Raw genomic sequence first — 20,511 nt, 5'->3', positions numbered from 1 at the left:
CCCCGTCCCGACGCACCGCGCGTCTGCCGGGCCGCGGTGCGCCCCTGATCTCTGGATGTGAACAAGATTCGATGACGAAGACGATTTTCACCAAGAAGGCGGCCACGCTGCTGCTCGCGGGAGCGCTCGGAGCCGGTGTGGTCGGGTTCGGTGCCCGCGCCGCGATCATGCTGACCAACACGATCACCGGCCAGCCGCTCGACCTGTCCGAGGCGCCGGAAGAAGGACGCGACACCAAGGCGGTGAAGGTCTTCCTGGAGACCGGCAAGAACATCTACAACGAAGATCCCGTCTGCCTGCCCAAGGCGCATGAGATCTTCCTGTCCATGTGCTCGGGCTGCCACGGCCATTATGGCGAGGGCAAGATCGGCCCCGGTCTCAACGATTCCTACTGGACCTATCCCAAGAACGAGACCGACCAGGGTCTGTTCGAGACCATTTTCGGCGGCGCCAACGGCCAGATGGGGCCGATGTATGGCGCGCTGAACATGAACGAGATGCTCCTCGCCATGTCCTGGGTCCGGCATCTCTACAAGGACGATCCGAAGGGCGCCGTCTGGCTCACCGATGAGCAGCGCAGCAAATTCAAGCCCTTCGACGCGAACGCCAAGCACGTTGAGCCAGCCGAAGAGCTGCCCGCGGCGTGCGGCGGGCCGGCCGGCTGAACCGGGCGGCTGAAGACGGGTGGACAACGACCAGGAGACTGACATGAGCATCATCGACCGCAGCCTCGCCTTCGCCTTGACCCTCGCCGGCGCCGGCGCGCTCTCCCTCGCCATGCTGGGCGGCGCGAGCGCCTATGACGGCACCAACTGCAAGGCGCCCGGCAATTGCTGGGAACCCAAGCCCGGCTATCCCGACAAGGTGGCCGGCTCCAAATACGACCCCAAGCATGACCCCAAGGAACTGAACAAGCAGTCGGAATCGATCAAGGCGATGGAGGAGCGCAATGCCCAGCGCGTCGCCAATTTCGAGAAGACCGGCAAGTGGGTCTACGACGTGAGCAAGATCTCCAACTGATCCCCGGCCGCACGGCTCTGTTCTTCGAGAACCCACTTGCGGGCGGACGCCTTCTCCTGTCCGCCCCGCGATCCTCCGGGCCAGCCGCCCGGTTTGTGGGCAACTGGCGCGGCCGACGCCGAGCGGGTCCCCCCGTCCGGCGTGGGCCGCGCCCTTTTCCGGCAGAGGCGGCGCGCGCCGCCGCCTGAGAGGCTTTCCCATGCATCTCGTCCGCGATCCCGATTCCGTGCTGGCGGACTGGCACGCCCACGCGCTGCGCTTCGAGCGCGAGATCGGCAAGGTGGTGCTGGGCCAGGAGCGGGTGATCCGCCTGCTCACCATCGCCACCTTCGCGCGCGGCCATGTGCTGCTGGAAGGCGATGTCGGCGTCGGCAAGACCACCCTGCTGCGGGCCATGGCCCGGGCCATTGGCGGCGCGTTCGAGCGGATCGAGGGCACGATCGACCTGATGCCGGGCGATCTCGTCTATCACGCCCATCTCGGCGAGGACGGCAAGCCGCGCATCGACCCCGGCCCGCTGCTGCGCCAGGGCGAGGACCTCTCCATCTTCTTCTTCAACGAGATCAACCGCGCCCGGCCGCAGGTGCATTCGCTGCTGCTGCGGCTGATGGCGGAGCGCTCGGTCTCCGCCTTCAACCGCGAATACCGCTTCCCGCATGTGCAGGTCTTCGCCGACCGTAACCGGGTGGAGCGCGAGGAGACCTTCGAGCTTCCCGCCGCCGCCCGCGACCGCTTCCTGATGGAAGTCCAGGTGGCGATGCCGCAAACGGAAGAAGCGCGCCGCAGCCTGGTGTTCGATCCGCGCTTCCACGATGTCGACTCGCTGCTGATGGATGTGGAGAGCGGGGTGCTCGATCCGCAGGCGCTCGGCACCGTCGCCCGCGCCATCCAGCTCGGCGTGCGCACCAGCCCGGCGCTGGAAGCCTATACGCTGGCGCTGTGGGAAGGCATCCGCCGTCCCGCCGCGCTCGGGCTCGCCATCGAGGGCGTGTCGATGGACCGGGTGGTGCAGGGCGGCGCCAGCCCGCGCGGCATGAGCTATCTCATCCGCGCCGCCCGCGTGCGGGCGTGGCTGGAAGGGCGCGATATGGTGGTGCCGGAGGATCTGCGCGCCGTGTTCCCCGAGGTGATGGCGCACCGCATCTTCACCGATCCGGTCTATGAGATGCGGCGCGAGCCCATCGTCGCCGCGCTCATCGCCGGCGTGTTCGAGCGGGTGCCGGCGCCATGACGGCGCGCGAGGGCGACCCTCTGGAATCCGCCGAGCTGCGACCGCTTCCCTACCGCCTGCGCTGGCGGCCGGAGGGCATTTTCCCCGGCGCCCATCCGGGGCGCGGCGAGGGCGCGGAGGGCGAGTTCCGCCGCCATGTCTCGCTGCTGCGCCAGCCGGATCCGCGCCGCATCGACCTGCGCGTCTCGCTGCGCGATCCCCATGGCGAATTGCATGTGCGCCAGTTCGCGCCGCGCCGCACCGTGCCGGTGGCGATGCTGGTCGATCTGTCCGGCTCGATGCGCTTCGGCGCGGCGGTGACGGAACGGGTGGCGGAACTCGGCGCGCTGCTCGCGCTCTCCGCCGTGCGCTCGGGCGACGCCTTCGCGCTCTATGGCTGTGATGCCGGGGTGAACGAGGCGGCGAGCCTGCCTCTCGCGCGTCGGCGCGGCCTGGAGGAGGAGGTGCGCCAGCGCCTCGCCGCCGCCCAGCCGCGCGGCGCCGGCGCCGCCGGGCTGCTGGAGGCCACCGGGCGCCTGCCCGGCCGCCGCTCGCTGGTGTTTCTCGTCTCCGATTTCCTGATGCCGGCCGGCGAGATCGAGCGGCTGCTCGACGCGCTGTGGCGGCACGATGTGGTCCCCGTTGTCGTGCGGGACGGTGCGCTGGAGGAGGGCCTGCCCCGCTGGGGCCTGCTCGAACTCGGCGATTTGGAGACCGGTGCGGCGCGGCTCGTGTTCATGCGCCCGTCCCTGCGCGCCCGCTGGCTGCGCGCGGCGCAGGAGCGGCGCCAGGCGCTGGCGGCGCTGTTCGCCCGTCGCGGGCTGCGTCCGGTCGAGCTGAAGGATGCGCTCGATACCGACGCGCTGGCCCAGCGGCTGATGGAGGGCTGAATGCGGGGCGCGCGGCTCCTCCTCACCCTCGCTTTGCTCGGGCTGACCGCCCTCCCCGCTGGCGCCCAGCCGCCGGCGGTGGAGCTCTACGCCCCGCGCGGCTTCGGCCATGTCATCGGCGACACGCTCACCCTCACCGCCGAGATCGCGCTCGACGCGCCTTTCGTGCTCGATTCCGCCTCGCTGCCCACCCCGCGCGCGCTGAATTACTGGCTTGACCTGAGGGATGTCCGGGTGAAGGATCAGGGCGTCCGCGATGGCGTCCACCGCTACACGCTCGATCTCGTCTACCAGACCTTCTACGCCCCGCTGGAGCCGCGCCGGCTGACCATCCCCGCCGTCGCGCTGTTCGCCGTCGATGGCGAGCGGCGGGTGCCGGTGGAAGTCCCTGCCTGGTCGTTCCTTATGTCGCCGCTGCGGGAGATCGTCGCCACCGGGCCGGGGCCGGCGATGGTGCTGCGCCCGGACATCGCGCCGCGCCCGCTGCCCACGGCGGCGCTGCGGCGGGGGCTTCTCCTGGCGCTTGGCGTTGCGCTGCTGGCGCTGGTGCTGCTCGCCTGGCAGATGGGGTGGTGGCCGTTCGGTCGCCGACGCGCCCGGCCCTTCGCCCGGGCGGCGCGGGCGATCCCCGCCAGCCTCGCCGCGCCCGCGGCCGATCCCGTATCGGCCGCCGCGCGCTATACGGGCGCACTGCAGGCACTGCACCGTGCGTTTGACGCCACCGATGGCAAGGGGGTCTTCGCCGAGGACCTGCCCGGCTTCTTCGAGCGCCACGCCGCCTTCCGCGCGGCGGAGGCCGAGGTGCGCCGTCTGTTCGCCGCCTCCCGGCGCGCCTTTTTCGGCGCCGACCCGGACGGCGCCCAGCGTGTCCTGTCCCCCGCCGATCTTGTCGCCCTGTCGCGGCGGCTGCGCGCGGTCGAGCGGGGTACGGCATGAGCGGCGCCGGCAGCCTATGGGACGGGCTGACGCGCGGCTGGGGTGTCGACCATCCCGCCGTGCTGGCGCTGCTGCTGCTCGCCCTGCTGCCGCTTCTGGCCACGCCTTTCCGCCGTCGCGGCATCGCCGCGGTCGGGCTGGTGCCGGACGATCCACTCTCGCGCGCCCTCGGGGCAGGGCTGCGGCTGGCGGGCATCGTCGCCATGCTCGCGCTGGTGCTGGGGCTCGCCGGCCTGCACCGCCGCGAGCAGAGCGTGATGCGCGAGGGCACGGGCGCGCATCTCGTGCTGCTGCTCGACCGCTCCTCCAGCATGGACAACAGCTTCGCCGGCCGCGCCCCCACCGGCGACCAGGAATCGAAATCCGCCGCCGCCAAGCGCCTGCTGGCGGAATTCGTCGCCCGCCGCCCGCATGACCGCATCGCGGTGGCCGCCTTCTCCACCTCGCCCATGCCGGTGCTGCCGCTGACCGATCATCATCAGGTGGTGGATGCGGCGATCGACGCCATCGACCGGCCCGGCCTCGCCTTCACCGATGTCGGGCGCGGGCTGGCGCTGGCCTTTTCCTATTTCGCCGATGACACCGACGAATCCTCCCGCGCCGTGCTGCTGGTCTCCGACGGCGCGGCGCTGATCGACCGCCGGGTGCAGGAGGCGCTGCGCGACGCGGCGGCGCGCACGCCGGTGCATCTCTACTGGCTGTTCCTGCGCACGCGCGGGGCGCAGGGCATTCATGACGTGCCGGCCTCGGGCGACGATTCCGCCCAGGCCAATCCCGAGCGGCATCTGCACCTGTTCCTGCAGAGCCTCGGCGTGCCCTATCGCGCCTTCGAGGCGACCAGCCCGGAGGCGGTGGCGCAGGCCATCACCGAGATCGACCGGCAGGAGACGCGGCCGATCCGCTATGCCGAGCGCATTCCCCGCCGCGATCTCGCGCGGCCGGCCTTTCTGGTCGCCGCTCTCGCCGTCGCGCTGCTGCTGGCCGCCAAGCTGGCGGAGCGCCGGCTGCTCCCCGCCGGCCGTGGTGGCGCCGAACGGGCGACCACGCTTCCCGCCACCGAACCGAGGAGGGCCGCATGAGGACGAGACGCCTCGCTCTGTTCGCCACCGGCACGCTGCTCTTCGCCAGCCTCGCCGCCGCCTCCTGGCTCGGTGCGCGGCTCATTGTGGTCGAGCGCGACAACGGGCTGATCGCCTCGATCGAAGCCGGCCACGACCTCGCCATCAGCACCGAGGACCCGCCGGAGCTGGTGTTCGCGCGGCTGCATTTCCTGCTCACCCGCGACCGGCTGGACGAGGCGCAGCCTCTGCTCAACCAGCTCGCCAGCGGCGCCGACCGCCGCCTTGCTATCGCCGCGCTCTACGACATGGCCAATGCCCGGCTGCGTGTCGCATTCGACCATCTGGAATCGAACCGCGTCGACCCCGCCATTCCGCTGGTGCGGCTGGCCAAGGACAATTACCGCCGCGCCCTCACCCTCGATCCCGGCTTCTGGGATGCGAAATATAATCTCGACATCGCCATGCGGCTGGTGCGCGATTTTCCGCAGATCGAACTGGAAGGCGAGGAATTGCCGCCGGAAGCGGTGAAGAAGCTCTGGACCGACCTCCCCGGCCTGCCACGGGGGCTGCCATGAGGGCTGCTATGAGCGCTGCCATGAGGGCGCGGGCGAGCGCACGGGCACATGACGGCTCGCGCCGCGACTGGCGGTTCTGGCTGCTGCTCGCCGCGCTGCTCGCCATCCTCGCCGCGCTGTTCGCGCCGCGTATCGTCCAGACCGGCAATGTGCGCGACATTCTGGTGGTCATCGACGTGACCGGCAGCATGAATGTGCGTGACGCCGGCCTCGCGGGCGCGCCGGCCACCCGCCTCGCCGCCGCCAAGGCCGGGGCGCGCGACATTCTCGCCGCCCTGCCCTGCGGCTCGCGTCTCGGCCTTGCCATCTTCACCGAGCGGCGCAGCTTCCTTTTGTTCGAGCCGGCGGAAATCTGCGAGAACTTCGCCGCCATCGCCGGCTCGATCGACGATCTCGACTGGCGCATGGCCTGGGAAGGCGACAGCTATGTCGCGCGCGGCGTGCATTCCGCCCTTGCCCTCGCCGCCGGCCTGAAGGCCGATCTCGTCTTCATGAGCGACGGGCACGAGGCGCCGCCGCTGGCCGGCGGCGCGCTGCCAGGCTTTGACGGCAAGCCGGGTGAGGTGGCGGGGCTGCTTGTGGGCGTCGGCGCCAGCGAGCCGTCGCCAATTCCCAAATTCGACCAGGACGGGCGCGAGGTCGGCTTCTATGAGGAGCAGGACGTGCCACAGGAAAACCGCACCGGCCCGCCGCCCGAGGATGCCGCCTCGCGCGCCGGCTGGAATCCGCGCAACGCCCCCTGGGGCGGGGAGGCCGCCACCGGCACCGAGCATCTCAGCGCGATGCGCGAGGCGCATCTGCGCGCGCTCGCCGCGCAGACCGGGCTCGGCTTCGTCGCGCTCGGCACCGGCGGCGGGCTCATCGCCGCCGTCGAGGCCGACACGCGCCCGCGCCCGGTGGAGATGCGCGTCGACACCGCCGCCATTCCCGCCGCGCTGGCGCTGTTCTGCCTGGCGCTGCTGTTCGGCCTCGGTGCCACCACCTCGCGGCGCCCCGAGCGCCTTCCCACCCGCTAAAGGACATGACCATGCTGCAACGACGTGCGTTCACGCTCTGCCTGCTTCTCGCCGCCGCCTTCGCCGCTGCCCCAGGCTTCGCCCCTGCGCCCGCCTTCGCCCACGGGCCGACGCCGCAGCGCGCCGACGAGACGCTGGTGATCGCCGCCCCGCCGGAGGCGGTGTGGGCGGTGCTCTCCCGCTTCGGCGGCATGGGCGAGTGGCACCCGCTGGTGAAGAAGCTGGAAGCAACGGGGGGCGATGCCGCGGGGGCCGAGCGCGTGGTGACGCTGGAGAAGGGCGAGATCAAGGAGGGGCTGGACGAGATCGACCCCGCCGCCCACCGCATTTCCTACCGCCTGCTCACCGAGAATGCCGAGGCGATTCCGGTCAGCTTCTACACCCAGACCATCGAGGTGAAGCCGGACGGCGCCGGCAGTCTGGTGACATGGGATGCCCGCTTCTACCGGGCCGACACCACCAACGAACCGCCGGAGGACCGCAATGACGCGGCCGCCGTGGCGGCGATGACCGATTTCATCCAGCAGGGCCTGAAGGGGCTGCAGGCCAAGGTGACCGGCAAGTGAGGGGCGGGCGCGGGGGCGACGCGGTGAGGGCGCTGACGCGCCGCGCCGTGCTGGCGCGGCTCGCGCTCGCCATTTTCGCGCTCGCCCTGCCCTTCGCGGTGGGCACGTCGCGGGCCGAACCGCTCGCGTCGACGCCCTCCCCGCTCATGGCCGTGGTGTCGCAGAAGGCGGCGGAGGTGGCGCTGGTGGATATCGACGCGCTGAACGTCGCGGCCGTCATTCCCGTCGCCGCCGTGCCGGCCGGCCTCGCCACCAGTTCGGACGGGGCGACGCTCTATGTCACCCATCCCGACCTCAGCCTCGTCAGCCGCGTCGATCTCGCCGCACGGCGGGTCACGGCGACGTTCAAGGTCGGGCTGGAACCGTTCGGCATCGCTGTCAGCCCGGACGGGCACAGCCTGCTGGTGAGCGACTGGAGCGCCGACGCGCTGATCCGTCTCGACGCCGCCACCGGCGCCGAGACCGGCCGCGTGGCGATCGGCAAGGCGCCAGCGGGGCTGGTGCTGGATGCGGCCGGCACCCTCGCCTATGTCGCCGACCGTGAGAGCAATCAGGTCAGCGTGGTGCGCGTCGGCGACATGACCCGCATCGCCACCGTGCCGGTCGGGCGCGCTCCCTTCGCCCTCGCTCTGGGGCCTGATGGCGGGCGTCTCTATGTCGCCAATGTCCAGAGCGGCGATCTCTCCCTTATCGAGACCGGCGCGGCGCCGCGCGAGATCGCCCGGGTCAAGATCGGGCTCATGCCCTATGGGGTGGCGGTGACGCCGGACGGGCGCCGCGTGCTGGTGAGCAACCAGCAGAGCGGCCGGCTGGCCGTGCTCGATGCCGGCACCCGCACCGTGGCGCCGGAGCAGCCCCGGCTCGGCAGCTTTCCCGAGGGCATCGCGGTGGCCTCACCCACCCGCGCGGCGGCGGTGGACTGGGCCGAGGACGAGGTGGTGGTGATCGACACCGGCACAAGCGCCCTGCTCGGCCGCATCAAGGTCGGCACCAGCCCGCGCAATCTGATCGCCCTGCCCCGGAGCGGGCGCTGACGACCCTCTAGCCGCCCCAGTCGATGCGCGGCATTTCCCGCCGCACCGAATCGACGGCGGCGCGCAACTGCTCCACCCGCCATTGCCGGTAGGCATGCCCGCCGCCGGCCGTGCGGGCGATGCGGGCCGCCCAGTTCGGCGCGTCGCCCAGCGCCTCGATGGGGACAATGCCGACCTCGTGGGCGTCAATGCGGCCGAGACGGGGCAGCACCGTCTCGGCGATCCGCTGCGACACGTCGACTGGTGAAATCATGGCGATCCCCTCGCTGCGTCCCCGGCTCGTCGCGGTATGACGTGTCATTGTGAATCAATGATGGCGAGGGCGAAGCTTTCATCACCGCCCGACTCCATGTCGGACCTATTCCCGTTCGAACTTCCTCGGCCATGCGGTGTTAACCACGAGCTCAAGGAGGTAATCATGACGCTTCATCATTCAGCCAAGCCGCCGGAAGATCTTACCGATCGTAAGGTGGTCCGCTTTTTCTTCCGGGGTGACGACGATATCGTCGAATGTCTTGTGAGCTGGGAGGCGCTGGAGCGGCTGGAAAACGCCCCGCTCGCCAGCCGCGCCGACCGCCTCGCCCGGTTCGAGCAGCACCGCGCGCGCATTGAGGCGGCGGCGCTGCGCAAGATGAAACAGACAAGCGAGCGTCCGTTCGCCCTCGGGGCGCAGGAGGTGCTGGACGGGCCGGCGCTGGCTTGACCGCGCCGGGCGCCGATACCGCCTATTCCTGATCATTTCACTGTTTCCCGGAAACAGTGAAATGATCCAATTATTTGTTTTATATTGTTTTCTTCGCGCGAACCGGTATCCGCCTCACTCGAAAACGCTCCAAAGCGAGGCGGCGCGGAGTTAGCCCTGCAGCAGCTTTTCCGCCGTGTCGAGCGCGCGTCCGCAGGCCTGCGCGTCGCCGGCGGCGTCGGCTTCCTGCGCTTTCGCCAGCGCGTCGCTGAGCTGGTCGGCGGTGGAGGCGCCGCCATCGGCGGCCGTCTTCTGGCCTGCGGTCTGGGCGCGGACATCGGCGGGCGAGGCGGCCCGCCCGCTCAGCGTGTCGTTCATGCCGGCGGTGCCGCCGGTTCCCGGCGCCTCGCCGGCGCGCGGCGTGCCCGCATCGGGGGCGGTGGTGCCGGCCGCTGGTAGGTCGGTCGGGCCGGAGCCGGCATCGGTGGCGGCCACCTTCTTCTCCACCGCAGCGAGGCGGTCGGCGCAGGGGCCGGCCAGCGCCGCACCGGCGGTGAGGCTGAGCGCGGCGCCGACAAATGTGGCGGTGGCGACGGATCGAGAGGTATTCCCTAGCTTTTTCATGACGTTCCTCCTGCCAATGGATGTTGGCTGCGGGAACAACTTCCCGATGCGTCAGCCGTTCCCGCCGGGAACAGCGCACCGCGCCGGAGCCGCACGGCAGCCCGGCGCGTGTCGCGTTAAAAAGTCAAACAGTATGACTATTCAGACGGGCGGGACTGTGGCATAGATTCCCCGCCGGCAAGCGCCCGCAAGTGGCGCGACGGTGATACCTCACGGGAGAAACGCCAATGAATTTCAGGGCCTTGCTGCTCGCGTCCGCCGTGTCCGGCGCGCTGTTTTCGGTCGGCGCGCAGGCTGCCGACATGACCATCGGCTTTTCGCAGATCGGCTCGGAATCGGGCTGGCGCGCGGCCGAGACCACCGTTTCCAAGGCCGAGGCCAAGAAGCGGAACATCAATTTCAAGATCGCCGACGCCCAGCAGAAGCAGGAAAACCAGATCAAGGCGATCCGCGCCTTCGTCGCCCAGGGCGTGGACGCCATTTTCCTCGCGCCCGTGGTCGCCACCGGCTGGGATTCGGTGCTGAAGGAGGCCAAGGAGGCGAAGATTCCGGTCGTGCTGCTCGACCGCGACATCGACCCCTCGGGCAAGGAACTCTACCTCACCGCCGTCACCTCCGACAGCGTGCATGAAGGCAAGGTCGCCGGCGAGTGGCTGGTGAAGACCGTCGCCGGCAAGCCCTGCAATGTCGTCGAGCTTCAGGGCACGGTCGGCGCCTCCGTCGCCACCAACCGCAAGAAGGGCTTCGAGGACGGCATCGCCGGCGCTTCAAACGTCAAGATCGTGCGCAGCCAGACCGGCGACTTCACCCGTGCCAAGGGCAAGGAAGTGATGGAGAGCTTCATCAAGGCCGAAGGCGGCGGCAAGAACATCTGCGCCGTCTACGCCCATAATGACGACATGATGGTCGGCGCCATCCAGGCGATGAAGGAAGCCGGGCTGAAGCCGGGCACCGAGATCCTCACCGTCTCCATCGACGCCGTGCCGGATATCTTCAAGGCCATGGCGGCGGGCGAAGCCAATGCCACCGTCGAACTCACCCCGAACATGGCCGGCCCCGCCTTCGACGCGGTCATCGCCTATAAGGAAAAGGGCACCGTTCCGCCGAAGTGGATCCAGACCGAGTCCAAGCTCTACACCCAGGCCGACAACCCGATGGCGGTCTACGAATCCAAGAAGGACCTCGGCTACTGAGCCGGTGCGCGAAGGCCCGCCCGGCTTTCGCGATGCGACTGGGTTCCGTTCAAGGCTCTGAGCAGGTGACGCCGCGGTCCTCGCCCGCCGCCCCTGCCCTGCGCGAGCCGGCTCTTCCTCCGGCCGGCTCGCGCGGCTTTCCCGTCCCTTCCGAGGCCGTCATGCACCCCGCCGATCCGTCCCCCCCGCCGCTTCTGGCGCTGACCGGCTTCTCGAAGTCCTTTGCCGGCTTCACCGCGCTCGATCGTGTCGACTTCACCCTGCGCGCTGGCGAAATTCATGCTTTGCTGGGCGAGAACGGCGCGGGAAAATCCACCCTGATCAAGACCATGACCGGCGTGGTGGCGCGCGATGCCGGCCGGCTGGCGCTGGACGGGGTCGCCATCGCCCCGCGCTCGGCCGAAGAGGCGGTGCGCGCGGGGCTCGCCACCGTCTATCAGGAGGTCAATCTCGCGCCCAATCTCTCGGTGGCGCAGAACCTGTTCCTCGGCCGTCAGCCGACCCGCTTCGGGCTGGTGCGCGAGGGCGAGATGCGCCGGCGCGCCCGCGCCCTCCTCGCCGAATTCGGCCTGTCGATTGATGTCGCCGCGCCGCTGGAAAGCTATTCCGTCGCCGTGCAGCACATCGTCGCCATCGCCCGCGCGGTCGACCAGTCGGCCCGCGTGCTCATTCTCGACGAGCCGACCGCCAGCCTCGACGCGCATGAGGTCGAGGTGCTGTTCGCGGTGATGCGCCAGCTTAAGGCGCGTGGCATCGGCATCGTTTTCGTCACTCATTTCCTCGATCAGGTCTACGCCATTTGCGACCGCATCACCGTGCTGCGCAATGGCCGCCTCGCCGGCAGCGCGCCGATCGGGGAGATGCCGCGCCTTGATCTCGTGCGGCTGATGCTGGGGCGCGAACTCAGCGACGCCACCACCCAGCGCCCGGCCCGCGACGCCACGGCGCCGGCCGCCGAGATCGCCGCCTTTCGCGGCTTCGGCAAGGACGGCTATATCGCCCCGTTCGACCTCACCTTGCGCGCCGGCCATGTCGTCGGCCTCGCCGGTCTGCTGGGCTCCGGCCGGACGGAGACGGTGCGGCTGGTCTTCGGCGCCGAGCGGGCGGATCGCGGCACGGCGGAAGTCGCCGGCCGCCCGGTCACGCTCGGCTCGCCGCGCGAGGCGATGGCGCTCGGCTTCGGCTACTGCCCGGAGGAGCGCAAGACCGAAGGCATCGTCGCCGATCTCACCGTGCGCGAGAACATCGTGCTGGCGCTGCAGGCCCGGCGGGGCGCGCTCGCCCCCCTCTCGCGCCGCGAACAGGACGAGATCGCGGCGAAGTTCATCCGCCTGCTCGATATCCGCCCGCCGGACCCGGAGCGGCCCATCGGCCTGCTCTCCGGTGGCAACCAGCAGAAGGCGCTGCTGGCGCGCTGGCTCGCCACCGCCCCGCGCCTGCTGATCCTCGACGAGCCGACGCGCGGCATCGACGTCGGCGCCCATGCCGAGATCATAAGGCTGATCCGCGATTTGTGCCGGGATGGCATGGCGCTGCTCGTGGTCTCGTCGGAACTGGAAGAACTCGTCACCTATGCCGATGAGGTGGTGGTGCTGCGCGACCGGACGCAGGTCGCCCGGCTGGCGGGCGAGGCGATTAACGTGCCCGCCATTCTTGCCGCCATCGCGGACGCCCCCGCGCCCGCCCCGGCGGCGGCGTGAGGGACGGAGGATGGCCATGCGTCTTCCCCGCCTCGGCACCTCGCAGCTTGTCGCGCTGGCGGTGATCCTGCTCGCCAACTGGTTCGTCTCGCCGCAATTCTTCGACATTCGCGTGCAGGACGGGCGGCTGTTCGGCAGCCTGATCGACGTGCTCAATCGCGGCGCGCCGGTGGCGCTGCTGTCCATCGGCATGGTGCTGGTCATCGCCATGCGCGGCATCGACCTTTCGGTCGGCGCGGTCATGGCGATCTGTGGTGCCATCGCCGCCAGCCTTGCCGACAGCCATTCCCTGCCCGTTGTGCTCGCCGCCGCCCTCGGCGCCGGGCTGCTATGCGGGTTGTGGAACGGTTTTCTGGTCGCCCTGCTCGGCATCCAGCCGATTGTGGCGACGCTGATCCTCATGGTGGCCGGGCGCGGCATCGCCCAGCTCATCACCGAGGGGCGGATCGTCACCTTCACATCGCCGGAACTGGCCTTTCTCGGCGGTGGTTCGGTGCTCGGCCTGCCGACGCCGGTGGTGCTGACGCTCGGCATGATGGCGCTGACGCTCGCGCTGGTGCGCGGCACCGCGCTCGGGCTGATGATCGAAGCCACCGGCGGCAATCCCCGCGCCAGCGCGCTCGCCGGCATCGGCACGCGCCTCATCACCGTCGCGGTCTATGTCTGGAGCGGCCTGTGCGCCGCGCTGGCCGGCATCGTCGCCAGCGCCGACATTCTCGGCGCCGACGCCAATAATGCCGGGCTGTGGCTGGAACTCGACGCCATCCTCGCCGTGGTGATCGGCGGCACCTCGCTGTTCGGCGGGCGCTTCTCCATTCTGCTCGCCGTCGTCGGCGCGCTCATCATCCAGGCGATGAACACCGGCATATTGCTCTCCGGCTTTCCGCCCGAGACCAATCTGGTGGTGAAGGCGGTGGTGGTGCTCGCCGTGCTGCTCGCCCAGTCGCCCCGGCTCGGCGGTGCGCTGGCCGGGCTCGGCGTGCTGTTCAGCCGGTCGAAATCGGGAGGCAAGCGCCGATGATCCGCTCCTTGAGCCGGCTGACCCCGGTGCTCGCCACCGCTGCGGTATTCCTTGCCGGATTTGTCATCTGCTCGCTCATCTACCCCAACTTCGCCTCGCTGCGGGTGGTGATGAACCTGCTCACCGACAATGCCTTCCTGGTCATCGTCGCGGTCGGCATGACCTTCGTCATCATCTCCGGCGGCATCGACCTCTCGGTCGGCTCGGTGATCGGCTTCACCACCGTGTTCCTCGCTCTGGCGATCGAGCGCTGGGGCGTGCCGCCGCTCGCCGCCTTCGTGCTGATCCTCGTCCTGTGCGCGCTGTTCGGCGCCGCGATGGGGGCGATCATCCAGTATTTCGAGCTGCCGGCCTTCATCGTCACTTTGGCCGGCATGTTCCTGGCGCGCGGGGCGAGCTTCCTGCTGTCGACGGAATCGCTCCCCATCAACGCCGATCTCTACGCCCACCTCTCCGACCATGCCTTCCGCTTCGAGGGCGGCGCCCGGCTCACCGTGCCGGCGATGATCATGCTCGCGGTGGTGCTCGCCGGCATGGTGCTGCTGCACCTCACCCGCTTCGGCGCCAATGTCTATGCGCTCGGCGGCTCGCGCACCGCGACCGGGCTGATGGGCATCAATGTCGCGCGCACCACGGTGCTCATCTACACCCTCTCCAGCGTGCTCGCCGGGCTCGCGGGAATCGTGTTCTCGCTCTACACCTCCTCGGGCTATTCGCTCTCCGCCGTTGGTGTCGAACTCGACGCCATCGCCGCGGTGGTGATCGGCGGCACGCTGCTCTCGGGCGGGTATGGCTTCATCTTCGGCTCCTTCCTGGGCGTGATGATCCAGGGCCTGATCCAGACCTACATCAGCTTCGACGGCATGCTGTCGAGCTGGTGGGCGAAGATCGCCACCGGGCTCCTGCTGTTCGCCTTCATCGCCTTCCAGCAGCTCACCTTGCACCTGGCCCGCTGCTCGCGGCGCGCCCCGGCCGGAGTCCATCCATGAGCGCGCCCAACGCCTTGCAGATCATCGTCATCCCCACCCGCCGCTCGCATTCCAACCATGCGGAAGTGGCGCGCACCATCGGCATCGACATCATCGCCGGCCGCTATGGCGAAGGCGCCAAGCTACCGGGCGATGCCGAGCTGACGCTGCTCTTCGGCGTGTCGCGGCCGGTGCTGCGCGAGAGCGTGAAGACGCTGGTGGCCAAGGGCCTGCTCTCCACCAAGGCGCGGGTCGGCACGGTGGTGCGCGAGCGCGCGGCCTGGAACATGTTCGACGCCGATGTGCTCGCCTGGCATCTCGATGCCGGCATCGACAAGCGCTTCCTGCGCGATCTCTCGGAAATCCGCCTCGCGGTGGAGCCGCGCGCCGCCGCGCTGGCCGCCGAGCGGCGCAACGAGGAACAGCTGGCGGTGATGCGCCGCGCCGTGGCGCAGATGAAGGAGGAGCCCGGCGCCTCCGAAGGCTTCGCCGAGGCCGATCTGACGCTGCATGTGGAAGTGGCCACCGCCTCGGGCAACCCGTTCATGCGCTCGGTCGGCGCGGTGATCGAGGCCGCGCTGCGCGCCTCCTTCGTGCTCTCCGCCCCGGGCGACGCGCGCGAGCACGACATCGCGGTGGCCGCGCATGAGCGCATCGTCGAGGCCATCGCCGATGCCGATGCGGAAGCCGCCGCCGCCGCCATGACCAATGTGATCTTCAACGGCCTGCGCCGCCACGGCGCGGCGGGCTGACCGGGTGCCGACATGAGCGATGACGGAACGACCAACGATAACAAGAAGACGCTGCGCAGCCAGAAGCCTTTGCGCAGTCAGGCCTGGTTCGGCCGGCAGGACAAGATGGGGTTCTATTACCGCTCCTTCCTGAAGAATTCCGGCCAGCCGCAGGACCGTTTCGACGGACGCCCGGTGATCGGCATCTGCAACACCTGGTCGGAACTCACCCCCTGCAACATCCATTTCCGCGACCTCGCCGAACATGTGCGGCGCGGCGTGCTGGATGCGGGCGGCTATCCCCTGGAATTCCCCGTCTCCTCGCTCGGCGAGGTGACGATGCGCCCCACCGCCATGCTGTTTCGCAACCTCGCCTCGATGGATGTGGAGGAGGCGATCCGCGCCCACCCGCTCGACGGCGTGGTGCTGCTGATGGGCTGCGACAAGACCACGCCGGCGCTGCTGATGGGCGCGGCCTCTGCCGACCTGCCGGCCATCGGCGTGTCGGGCGGGCCGCAGCTTCGCGGCAATTACCGTGGCCAGATCATCGGCTCGGGCACCAACATCATCTCGATGAGCGAGCAGTTGCGCGCCGGCGAGATCACCATGGCCGAGTTCCACGAGGCGGAAGCGGGCATGAACCGCTCCTCCGGCTCCTGCATGACCATGGGCACCGCCTCCACCATGGCCTCGATGGTGGAAGCGCTCGGCATCGGCCTGCCGGAGAACGCCGCCATCCCCGCCGTCGACGCCCGCCGCAATCTGCTGGCGCGCATGGCCGGCCGGCGCATCGTCGACATGGTGCAGGAAGACCTCAAGCCCTCCGACATTCTCACCCGGGAAGCCTTCGAGAACGCCATCCGTGCGCTGGCCGCCATTGGCGGCTCGACCAATGCGGTTGTGCATCTGCTCGCCCTCGCCGGGCGCGTGGGCGTCGATCTCACGCTGGCGGATTTCGACCGGCTCGGGCGCGACATTCACTGCCTTGTCGACCTGATGCCGTCCGGCCGCTTCCTGATGGAGGATTTCTACTATGCCGGCGGCCTGCCGGCGGTGCTGCGGGCGCTGGGCGAGCGCGGCCTGCTGAACAAGGACGCCCGCACGGTGAACGGCCGCACCCTCTGGGAGAATGTGGCGACCGCGCCGAACTGGAACCCGGAAGTCATCACCCCCTTCGAGGCGCCGTTCAAGCCGGAGGCCGGCATCGCCATCCTCACCGGCAATCTCGCCCCGGACGGCGCGGTCATCAAGCCGTCGGCCGCCTCGCCGGAACTGATGCAGCACACCGGCCGGGCCGTGGTGTTCGAAAGCGTCGAGGAGATGCACCATGCGGTCAATGACGAGGCGCTGGATATCGATGCCTCCTGCATCATGGTGCTGAAGCATTGCGGCCCGAAGGGCTACCCCGGCATGGCGGAGGTCGGCAATATGCCGCTGCCGGCCAAGCTGCTGCGCGAGGGCGTGCGCGACATGATCCGCATTTCCGATGCCCGCATGTCCGGCACCGCCTATGGCACCGTGGTGCTGCATGTCGCGCCGGAGGCCACCGCCGGCGGACCGCTGGCGCTGGTGAAGAACGGCGATCTCATCACGCTCGACGTGCCCGCCCGCTCGCTGCACCTGCATGTGAGCGACGAAGAGATGGCCGCCCGCCGCGCCGCCTGGGTGCCGCCGGAGCCGCATGCCGCGCGCGGCTATCAGCGGCTTTACATCGACCACGTGCTGCAGGCCGACCGCGGCGCGGATTTCGACTTTCTGGTCGGGCGTTCGGGTTCGCCCGTTCCCCGCGACAATCACTGAGGTGCAGGATGACCCGCCTTTCCGCCGCCGGCCCCTATAAGGGTGTGTTCCCGGTCGCGCCGACCGTGTTCGACGCCGACGGCCGGCTCGATCTCGACGGCCAGAAGCGCTGCATCGACTTCATGATCGACGCCGGCTCGCACGGCCTGTGCATCCTCGCCAATTTCTCCGAGCAGTTCGTGCTGGCGGACGATGAGCGCGACCTCATCATGACCACGGTGCTGGAACATGTGGCGGGGCGGGTGCCGGTCATCGTCACCACCACCCATTTCGCCACCCATATCTGCGCCGAGCGCTCAAAGCGGGCGCAGGAGGCGGGCGCGGCGATGGTGATGGTGATGCCGCCCTATCACGGCGCCACCTTCCGGGTGCCGGAGTCGTCCGTCTACGCCTTCTACAAGGCGGTGTCCGACGCCATCGACATTCCGATCATGGTGCAGGACGCGCCCGTCGCCGGCACGCCGCTCTCCGTGCCGTTCCTGGCGAAGATGGCGCAGGAAATCGAACACCTCGCCTATTTCAAGATCGAGGTGCCGCAGGCGGCGAACAAGCTGCGGGCGCTGATCGAGGCCGGCGGCGACGCCATTATCGGCCCGTGGGACGGCGAGGAGGCGATCACGCTGATGGCCGATCTCGATGCGGGGGCCACCGGCGCCATGACCGGCGGCGGCTTCCCCGATGGCATCCGAGAGATCATCGACCCGTATTTTGCCGGGGATCGGGAAGCGGCGCTCGACGCCTATCAGCGCTGGCTGCCGCTGATCAATTATGAGAACCGCCAGGCTAGCTTCGCCACCGCGAAAATCCTGATGCAGGAAGGCGGGGTGATCCGCCACGACACGCTGCGCGCGCCGCTGCCGCCCGTGCACCCGGCAACGCGGGCCGGCCTGCTGGAACTTGCCCGCCGGCTCGATCCGCTGGTATTGAGGTGGGGTAAGTGAGCGCGATGGACATGACCGAACTCACCGGCGCTGCTCTCATCGGCTCCCGCGACCTCACCGGCGGGGCGAGCTTCCGCGCGGTCGATCCCGCCACCGGCGCGGCGCTGGAACCGGCGTTCTTCGAGGCCGGCCCGGCCGAGGTGGCGGAAGCCACCGCGCTTGCCGCCGCCGCCTTCCCGCTCTACCGCGCCACCACGCCTGCGGCGCGCGCCGCCTTTCTCGACGCCATCGCCGCCAATATCGAGGCGCTGGGGGATGCGCTGATCGCCCGTGCGGCGCGCGAGACCGGCCTGCCCGTCGCCCGGCTCACCGGCGAGCGCGCCCGCACCACCGGCCAGCTCCGGCTGTTCGCAAGCTGGGTGCGGGCGGGCGGCGCCGACGAGCCGCGCCTCGACAGCGCCCTGCCCGACCGCAAACCCCTGCCGCGCGCGGATCTGCGCCTGCGCCATATCGGCCTCGGGCCGGTGGCGGTGTTCGGCGCCTCGAACTTCCCGCTGGCCTTCTCGGTGGCGGGCGGCGACACCGCCTCGGCGCTGGCGGCGGGCTGCCCGGTCATCGTCAAGGGACATCCCGCCCATCCCGGCACCTCTGAACTCGTCGGCCGCGCCATCCGTGCCGCCGTCGCTGAGGCTGGTCTGGCGGAGGGCGTGTTCTCGCTGCTCACCGGCACGTCGCATGAACTGGGTTCCGCGCTGGTGGCCGATCCCCGCATCAAGGCGGTCGGCTTCACCGGCTCGCGCGGCGGCGGCCTCGCGCTGTGCCGCATCGCCGCCAACCGGCCCGAGCCGATCCCGGTCTTCGCCGAGATGAGCAGCATCAACCCGGTGTTCCTGCTGCCGGCCGCGCTGGAAGCCCGCGCCGAGGCGCTGGCCACCGGCTTCGTCGGCTCGCTGACCATGGGCGCGGGTCAGTTCTGCACCAATCCCGGCCTCGTCATCGCCATCGCCGGCGCGGCGCTGGACCGCTTCATTGCGGCGGCCGCCACGGCGGTGTCCGCCGCCCCGGCGGCGACCATGCTCACTCCCGGCATCGCCAGCGCCTATGCCAAGGGCGTCGCCACGCTGGAGGGCAGCGCCGACGTCACCGAGGTCGCCCATGGCGCGGAGGGCGGCGTCAATGCCTGCCGCCCGGCGCTGTTCGTCACTGAGGCCGCTGCCTTCCTGCGCGAACCCGTCCTCTCGCACGAAGTGTTCGGCGCCTCCTCGCTGGTGATCCGCTGTGCCGACGAGGCAGACATGGCGGCGGTGGCCGGGGCGCTGGAAGGCCAGCTCACCGCGACGCTGCATCTCGATCCCGCCGACCACGCGCTCGCCGCCTCGCTGCTGCCGGTGCTCGAAGACAAGGCCGGGCGCATCCTCGCCAATGGCTGGCCGACCGGCGTCGAGGTCTGCCACGCCATGGTGCATGGCGGGCCGTTCCCCGCGACCTCCGATCCGCGCTCGACCTCGGTCGGCACGCTCGCCATCCGCCGCTTCCTGCGCCCGGTCTGCTACCAGGACCTGCCGGAAGCGCTGCTGCCCGCCGCCGTGCAGGCGGAAAATCCGCTCGGCCTGCCGCGCCTCGTCGACGGCACGCTGGTGCTCGCCGGGGAGGCCCGCCCATGAGCCCGATCCGTCTCGCCCTTGTCGGCCTCGGCAAGATCGCCCGCGACCAGCACCTCCCCGCCATCGCCGCGACGGAGGGTATCGAGCTGGTGGCGGTGGCCAGCCGCAATGCCTCGCTCGACGGCGTCGCTCATTTCGCCACGCTGGCGGAATTGCTGGCGAGCGACACGCCGGTGGACGCGGTGGCGCTGTGCACCCCGCCGCAGGGCCGCCACGACCTCGCGGCGCAGGCGCTGGGCGCCGGCAAACATGTGCTGCTGGAAAAGCCGCCCGGCGCCACGGTGAGCGAGCTTGGCCCGCTGGTCGCGGCGGCGCAGGCGTCGGGGCGGACGCTGTTCGCCACCTGGCATTCGCGCTTCGCCCCGGCGGTGGAGCCGGCCCGCGCCTTCCTCGCCGAGGTGGCGCCGCGCGCGGTGCGGGTGACATGGAAGGAGGATGTGCGCGTCTGGCATCCCGGCCAGCGCTGGATATGGGAGCCGGGCGGGCTCGGCGTGTTCGACCCCGCCATCAATGCGCTGTCCATCCTCACGCGCATTCTCCCACGCCCGGTCTTCGTCACCGGCGCGGAACTGTCCTTCCCGTCCAACTGCGCCGCGCCCATCGCCGCCACCGTCGCTTTCGCGGATGCGGACGGGCTGCCGGTCGAGGCCGATCTCGATTTCCTGCAGACCGGCCCGCAGAGCTGGGACATCGAGGTCGATACCGACCGCGGCACGCTGCTGCTCGCCAAGGGCGGGGCGGAACTCTCGCTCGACGGGCAAGTGCTCAGCGCCCAGCCGGAGGCGGAATATCGCAACATCTACCGGCGCTTCGTCGACCTCGTTCAGACGGGGGGATCGGATGTCGACCTCGCCCCGCTGCAACTGGTCGCCGACGCCTTCCTGCTGGGGCGGCGCGTCGAAGTCGCGCCGTTCCATGACTGAGCCTTGAGGAGACACG

22 protein-coding genes are annotated in these 20,511 nt (G+C 70.1%); 20 read left to right on the top strand and 2 right to left on the bottom strand.

The features are described 5' to 3' along the window. The first annotated feature begins 71 nt into the window (after window positions 1-71). The 10 genes from moxG to AAC979_RS08085 all read left to right on the top strand — a co-directional run bounded on the left by moxG (window position 72) and on the right by AAC979_RS08085 (window position 8,308). Entirely contained in the window at window positions 72-665 is a 594-nt protein-coding gene (gene moxG, locus AAC979_RS08130; RefSeq protein ID WP_371346308.1) for a cytochrome c(L), periplasmic, read from the top strand. 43 nt (window positions 666-708) lie between these two features. Then, the gene (locus AAC979_RS08125; protein WP_371346307.1) at window positions 709-1,020 is read left to right on the top strand and encodes a methanol dehydrogenase [cytochrome c] subunit; all 312 of its coding nucleotides are present in this window, start codon (window positions 709-711) and stop codon (window positions 1,018-1,020) included. A 199-nt stretch (window positions 1,021-1,219) separates the two neighbouring features. Then, on the top strand, window positions 1,220-2,251 hold the full coding sequence (locus AAC979_RS08120; RefSeq protein ID WP_371346306.1) for an AAA family ATPase: 1,032 nt from the start codon (window positions 1,220-1,222) through the stop codon (window positions 2,249-2,251). After that, the gene (locus AAC979_RS08115; RefSeq protein ID WP_371346305.1) at window positions 2,248-3,120 is read left to right on the top strand and encodes a DUF58 domain-containing protein; all 873 of its coding nucleotides are present in this window, start codon (window positions 2,248-2,250) and stop codon (window positions 3,118-3,120) included. The genes AAC979_RS08120 and AAC979_RS08115 overlap by 4 nt, the downstream gene beginning before the upstream one ends. Next, window positions 3,121-4,056, top strand: coding sequence for a nonribosomal peptide synthetase MxaA (locus AAC979_RS08110; protein ID WP_371346304.1), 936 nt, complete (start codon window positions 3,121-3,123; stop codon window positions 4,054-4,056). Then, window positions 4,053-5,135, top strand: coding sequence for a VWA domain-containing protein (locus AAC979_RS08105; protein ID WP_371346303.1), 1,083 nt, complete (start codon window positions 4,053-4,055; stop codon window positions 5,133-5,135). The genes AAC979_RS08110 and AAC979_RS08105 overlap by 4 nt, the downstream gene beginning before the upstream one ends. Further along, complete coding sequence (locus tag AAC979_RS08100) at window positions 5,132-5,692, top strand: hypothetical protein (protein WP_371346302.1); 561 nt, start codon at window positions 5,132-5,134, stop codon at window positions 5,690-5,692. Before AAC979_RS08105 ends, AAC979_RS08100 begins: the two co-directional genes overlap by 4 nt. A gap of 8 nt (window positions 5,693-5,700) precedes the next feature. Continuing rightward, a complete protein-coding gene (locus tag AAC979_RS08095; protein ID WP_371346301.1) occupies window positions 5,701-6,708 on the top strand; it encodes a VWA domain-containing protein in 1,008 nt (335 codons plus the stop codon). An 11-nt stretch (window positions 6,709-6,719) separates the two neighbouring features. Next, complete coding sequence (locus AAC979_RS08090; RefSeq protein WP_371346300.1) at window positions 6,720-7,274, top strand: SRPBCC family protein; 555 nt, start codon at window positions 6,720-6,722, stop codon at window positions 7,272-7,274. Between the two features lie 23 nt (window positions 7,275-7,297). Continuing rightward, the gene (locus AAC979_RS08085; protein ID WP_371346298.1) at window positions 7,298-8,308 is read left to right on the top strand and encodes a cytochrome D1 domain-containing protein; all 1,011 of its coding nucleotides are present in this window, start codon (window positions 7,298-7,300) and stop codon (window positions 8,306-8,308) included. 7 nt (window positions 8,309-8,315) lie between these two features. Here the strand turns inward: AAC979_RS08085 and AAC979_RS08080 are convergent, their stop codons facing one another. After that, the gene (locus AAC979_RS08080; protein ID WP_371346297.1) at window positions 8,316-8,561 is read right to left on the bottom strand and encodes a hypothetical protein; all 246 of its coding nucleotides are present in this window, start codon (window positions 8,559-8,561) and stop codon (window positions 8,316-8,318) included. Window positions 8,562-8,726: 165 nt separating this feature from the next. On the opposite strand from AAC979_RS08080, the gene AAC979_RS08075 reads away from it, so the two are divergent. Beyond that, the gene (locus AAC979_RS08075; RefSeq protein ID WP_371346295.1) at window positions 8,727-9,011 is read left to right on the top strand and encodes a DUF1488 family protein; all 285 of its coding nucleotides are present in this window, start codon (window positions 8,727-8,729) and stop codon (window positions 9,009-9,011) included. A gap of 150 nt (window positions 9,012-9,161) precedes the next feature. On the opposite strand, the gene AAC979_RS08070 is transcribed toward AAC979_RS08075, so the two are convergent. Next, window positions 9,162-9,614, bottom strand: a complete 453-nt coding sequence (locus AAC979_RS08070) for a hypothetical protein (protein WP_371346293.1) — start codon at window positions 9,612-9,614, stop codon at window positions 9,162-9,164. 227 nt (window positions 9,615-9,841) lie between these two features. On the opposite strand from AAC979_RS08070, the gene ytfQ reads away from it, so the two are divergent. From ytfQ to AAC979_RS08025, 9 genes are all read left to right on the top strand, one after another. After that, on the top strand, window positions 9,842-10,807 hold the full coding sequence (ytfQ, locus tag AAC979_RS08065; protein ID WP_371346292.1) for a galactofuranose ABC transporter, galactofuranose-binding protein YtfQ: 966 nt from the start codon (window positions 9,842-9,844) through the stop codon (window positions 10,805-10,807). Window positions 10,808-10,968: 161 nt separating this feature from the next. After that, the gene (locus tag AAC979_RS08060; protein WP_371346291.1) at window positions 10,969-12,507 is read left to right on the top strand and encodes a sugar ABC transporter ATP-binding protein; all 1,539 of its coding nucleotides are present in this window, start codon (window positions 10,969-10,971) and stop codon (window positions 12,505-12,507) included. Between the two features lie 10 nt (window positions 12,508-12,517). Beyond that, entirely contained in the window at window positions 12,518-13,528 is a 1,011-nt protein-coding gene (locus AAC979_RS08055; protein ID WP_371346290.1) for an ABC transporter permease, read from the top strand. Further along, window positions 13,525-14,517 (top strand): galactofuranose ABC transporter, permease protein YjfF, encoded by a 993-nt coding sequence (gene yjfF, locus AAC979_RS08050; protein ID WP_371346289.1) that lies wholly within the window; start codon window positions 13,525-13,527, stop codon window positions 14,515-14,517. The genes AAC979_RS08055 and yjfF overlap by 4 nt, the downstream gene beginning before the upstream one ends. Continuing rightward, window positions 14,514-15,248, top strand: coding sequence for a FadR/GntR family transcriptional regulator (locus tag AAC979_RS08045; RefSeq protein WP_371346288.1), 735 nt, complete (start codon window positions 14,514-14,516; stop codon window positions 15,246-15,248). Before yjfF ends, AAC979_RS08045 begins: the two co-directional genes overlap by 4 nt. A gap of 12 nt (window positions 15,249-15,260) precedes the next feature. Beyond that, entirely contained in the window at window positions 15,261-17,027 is a 1,767-nt protein-coding gene (locus AAC979_RS08040; protein ID WP_371346287.1) for an IlvD/Edd family dehydratase, read from the top strand. Window positions 17,028-17,035: 8 nt separating this feature from the next. Further along, window positions 17,036-17,968, top strand: coding sequence for a dihydrodipicolinate synthase family protein (locus AAC979_RS08035; RefSeq protein ID WP_371346286.1), 933 nt, complete (start codon window positions 17,036-17,038; stop codon window positions 17,966-17,968). 5 nt (window positions 17,969-17,973) lie between these two features. After that, window positions 17,974-19,572, top strand: a complete 1,599-nt coding sequence (locus tag AAC979_RS08030) for an aldehyde dehydrogenase (NADP(+)) (RefSeq protein ID WP_371349022.1) — start codon at window positions 17,974-17,976, stop codon at window positions 19,570-19,572. After that, window positions 19,569-20,495, top strand: coding sequence for a Gfo/Idh/MocA family protein (locus AAC979_RS08025; RefSeq protein ID WP_371346285.1), 927 nt, complete (start codon window positions 19,569-19,571; stop codon window positions 20,493-20,495). The genes AAC979_RS08030 and AAC979_RS08025 overlap by 4 nt, the downstream gene beginning before the upstream one ends. The last annotated feature ends 16 nt before the right edge of the window (window positions 20,496-20,511 follow it).

Origin of the sequence: Ancylobacter sp. IITR112 (genome assembly GCF_041415945.1) — a bacterium.
Taxonomy (GTDB): Bacteria; Pseudomonadota; Alphaproteobacteria; order Rhizobiales; family Xanthobacteraceae; genus Ancylobacter.
The sequence above is the reverse complement of the archived record's forward strand: the minus strand, read 5'-3'. Positions and strand labels throughout refer to the sequence as shown.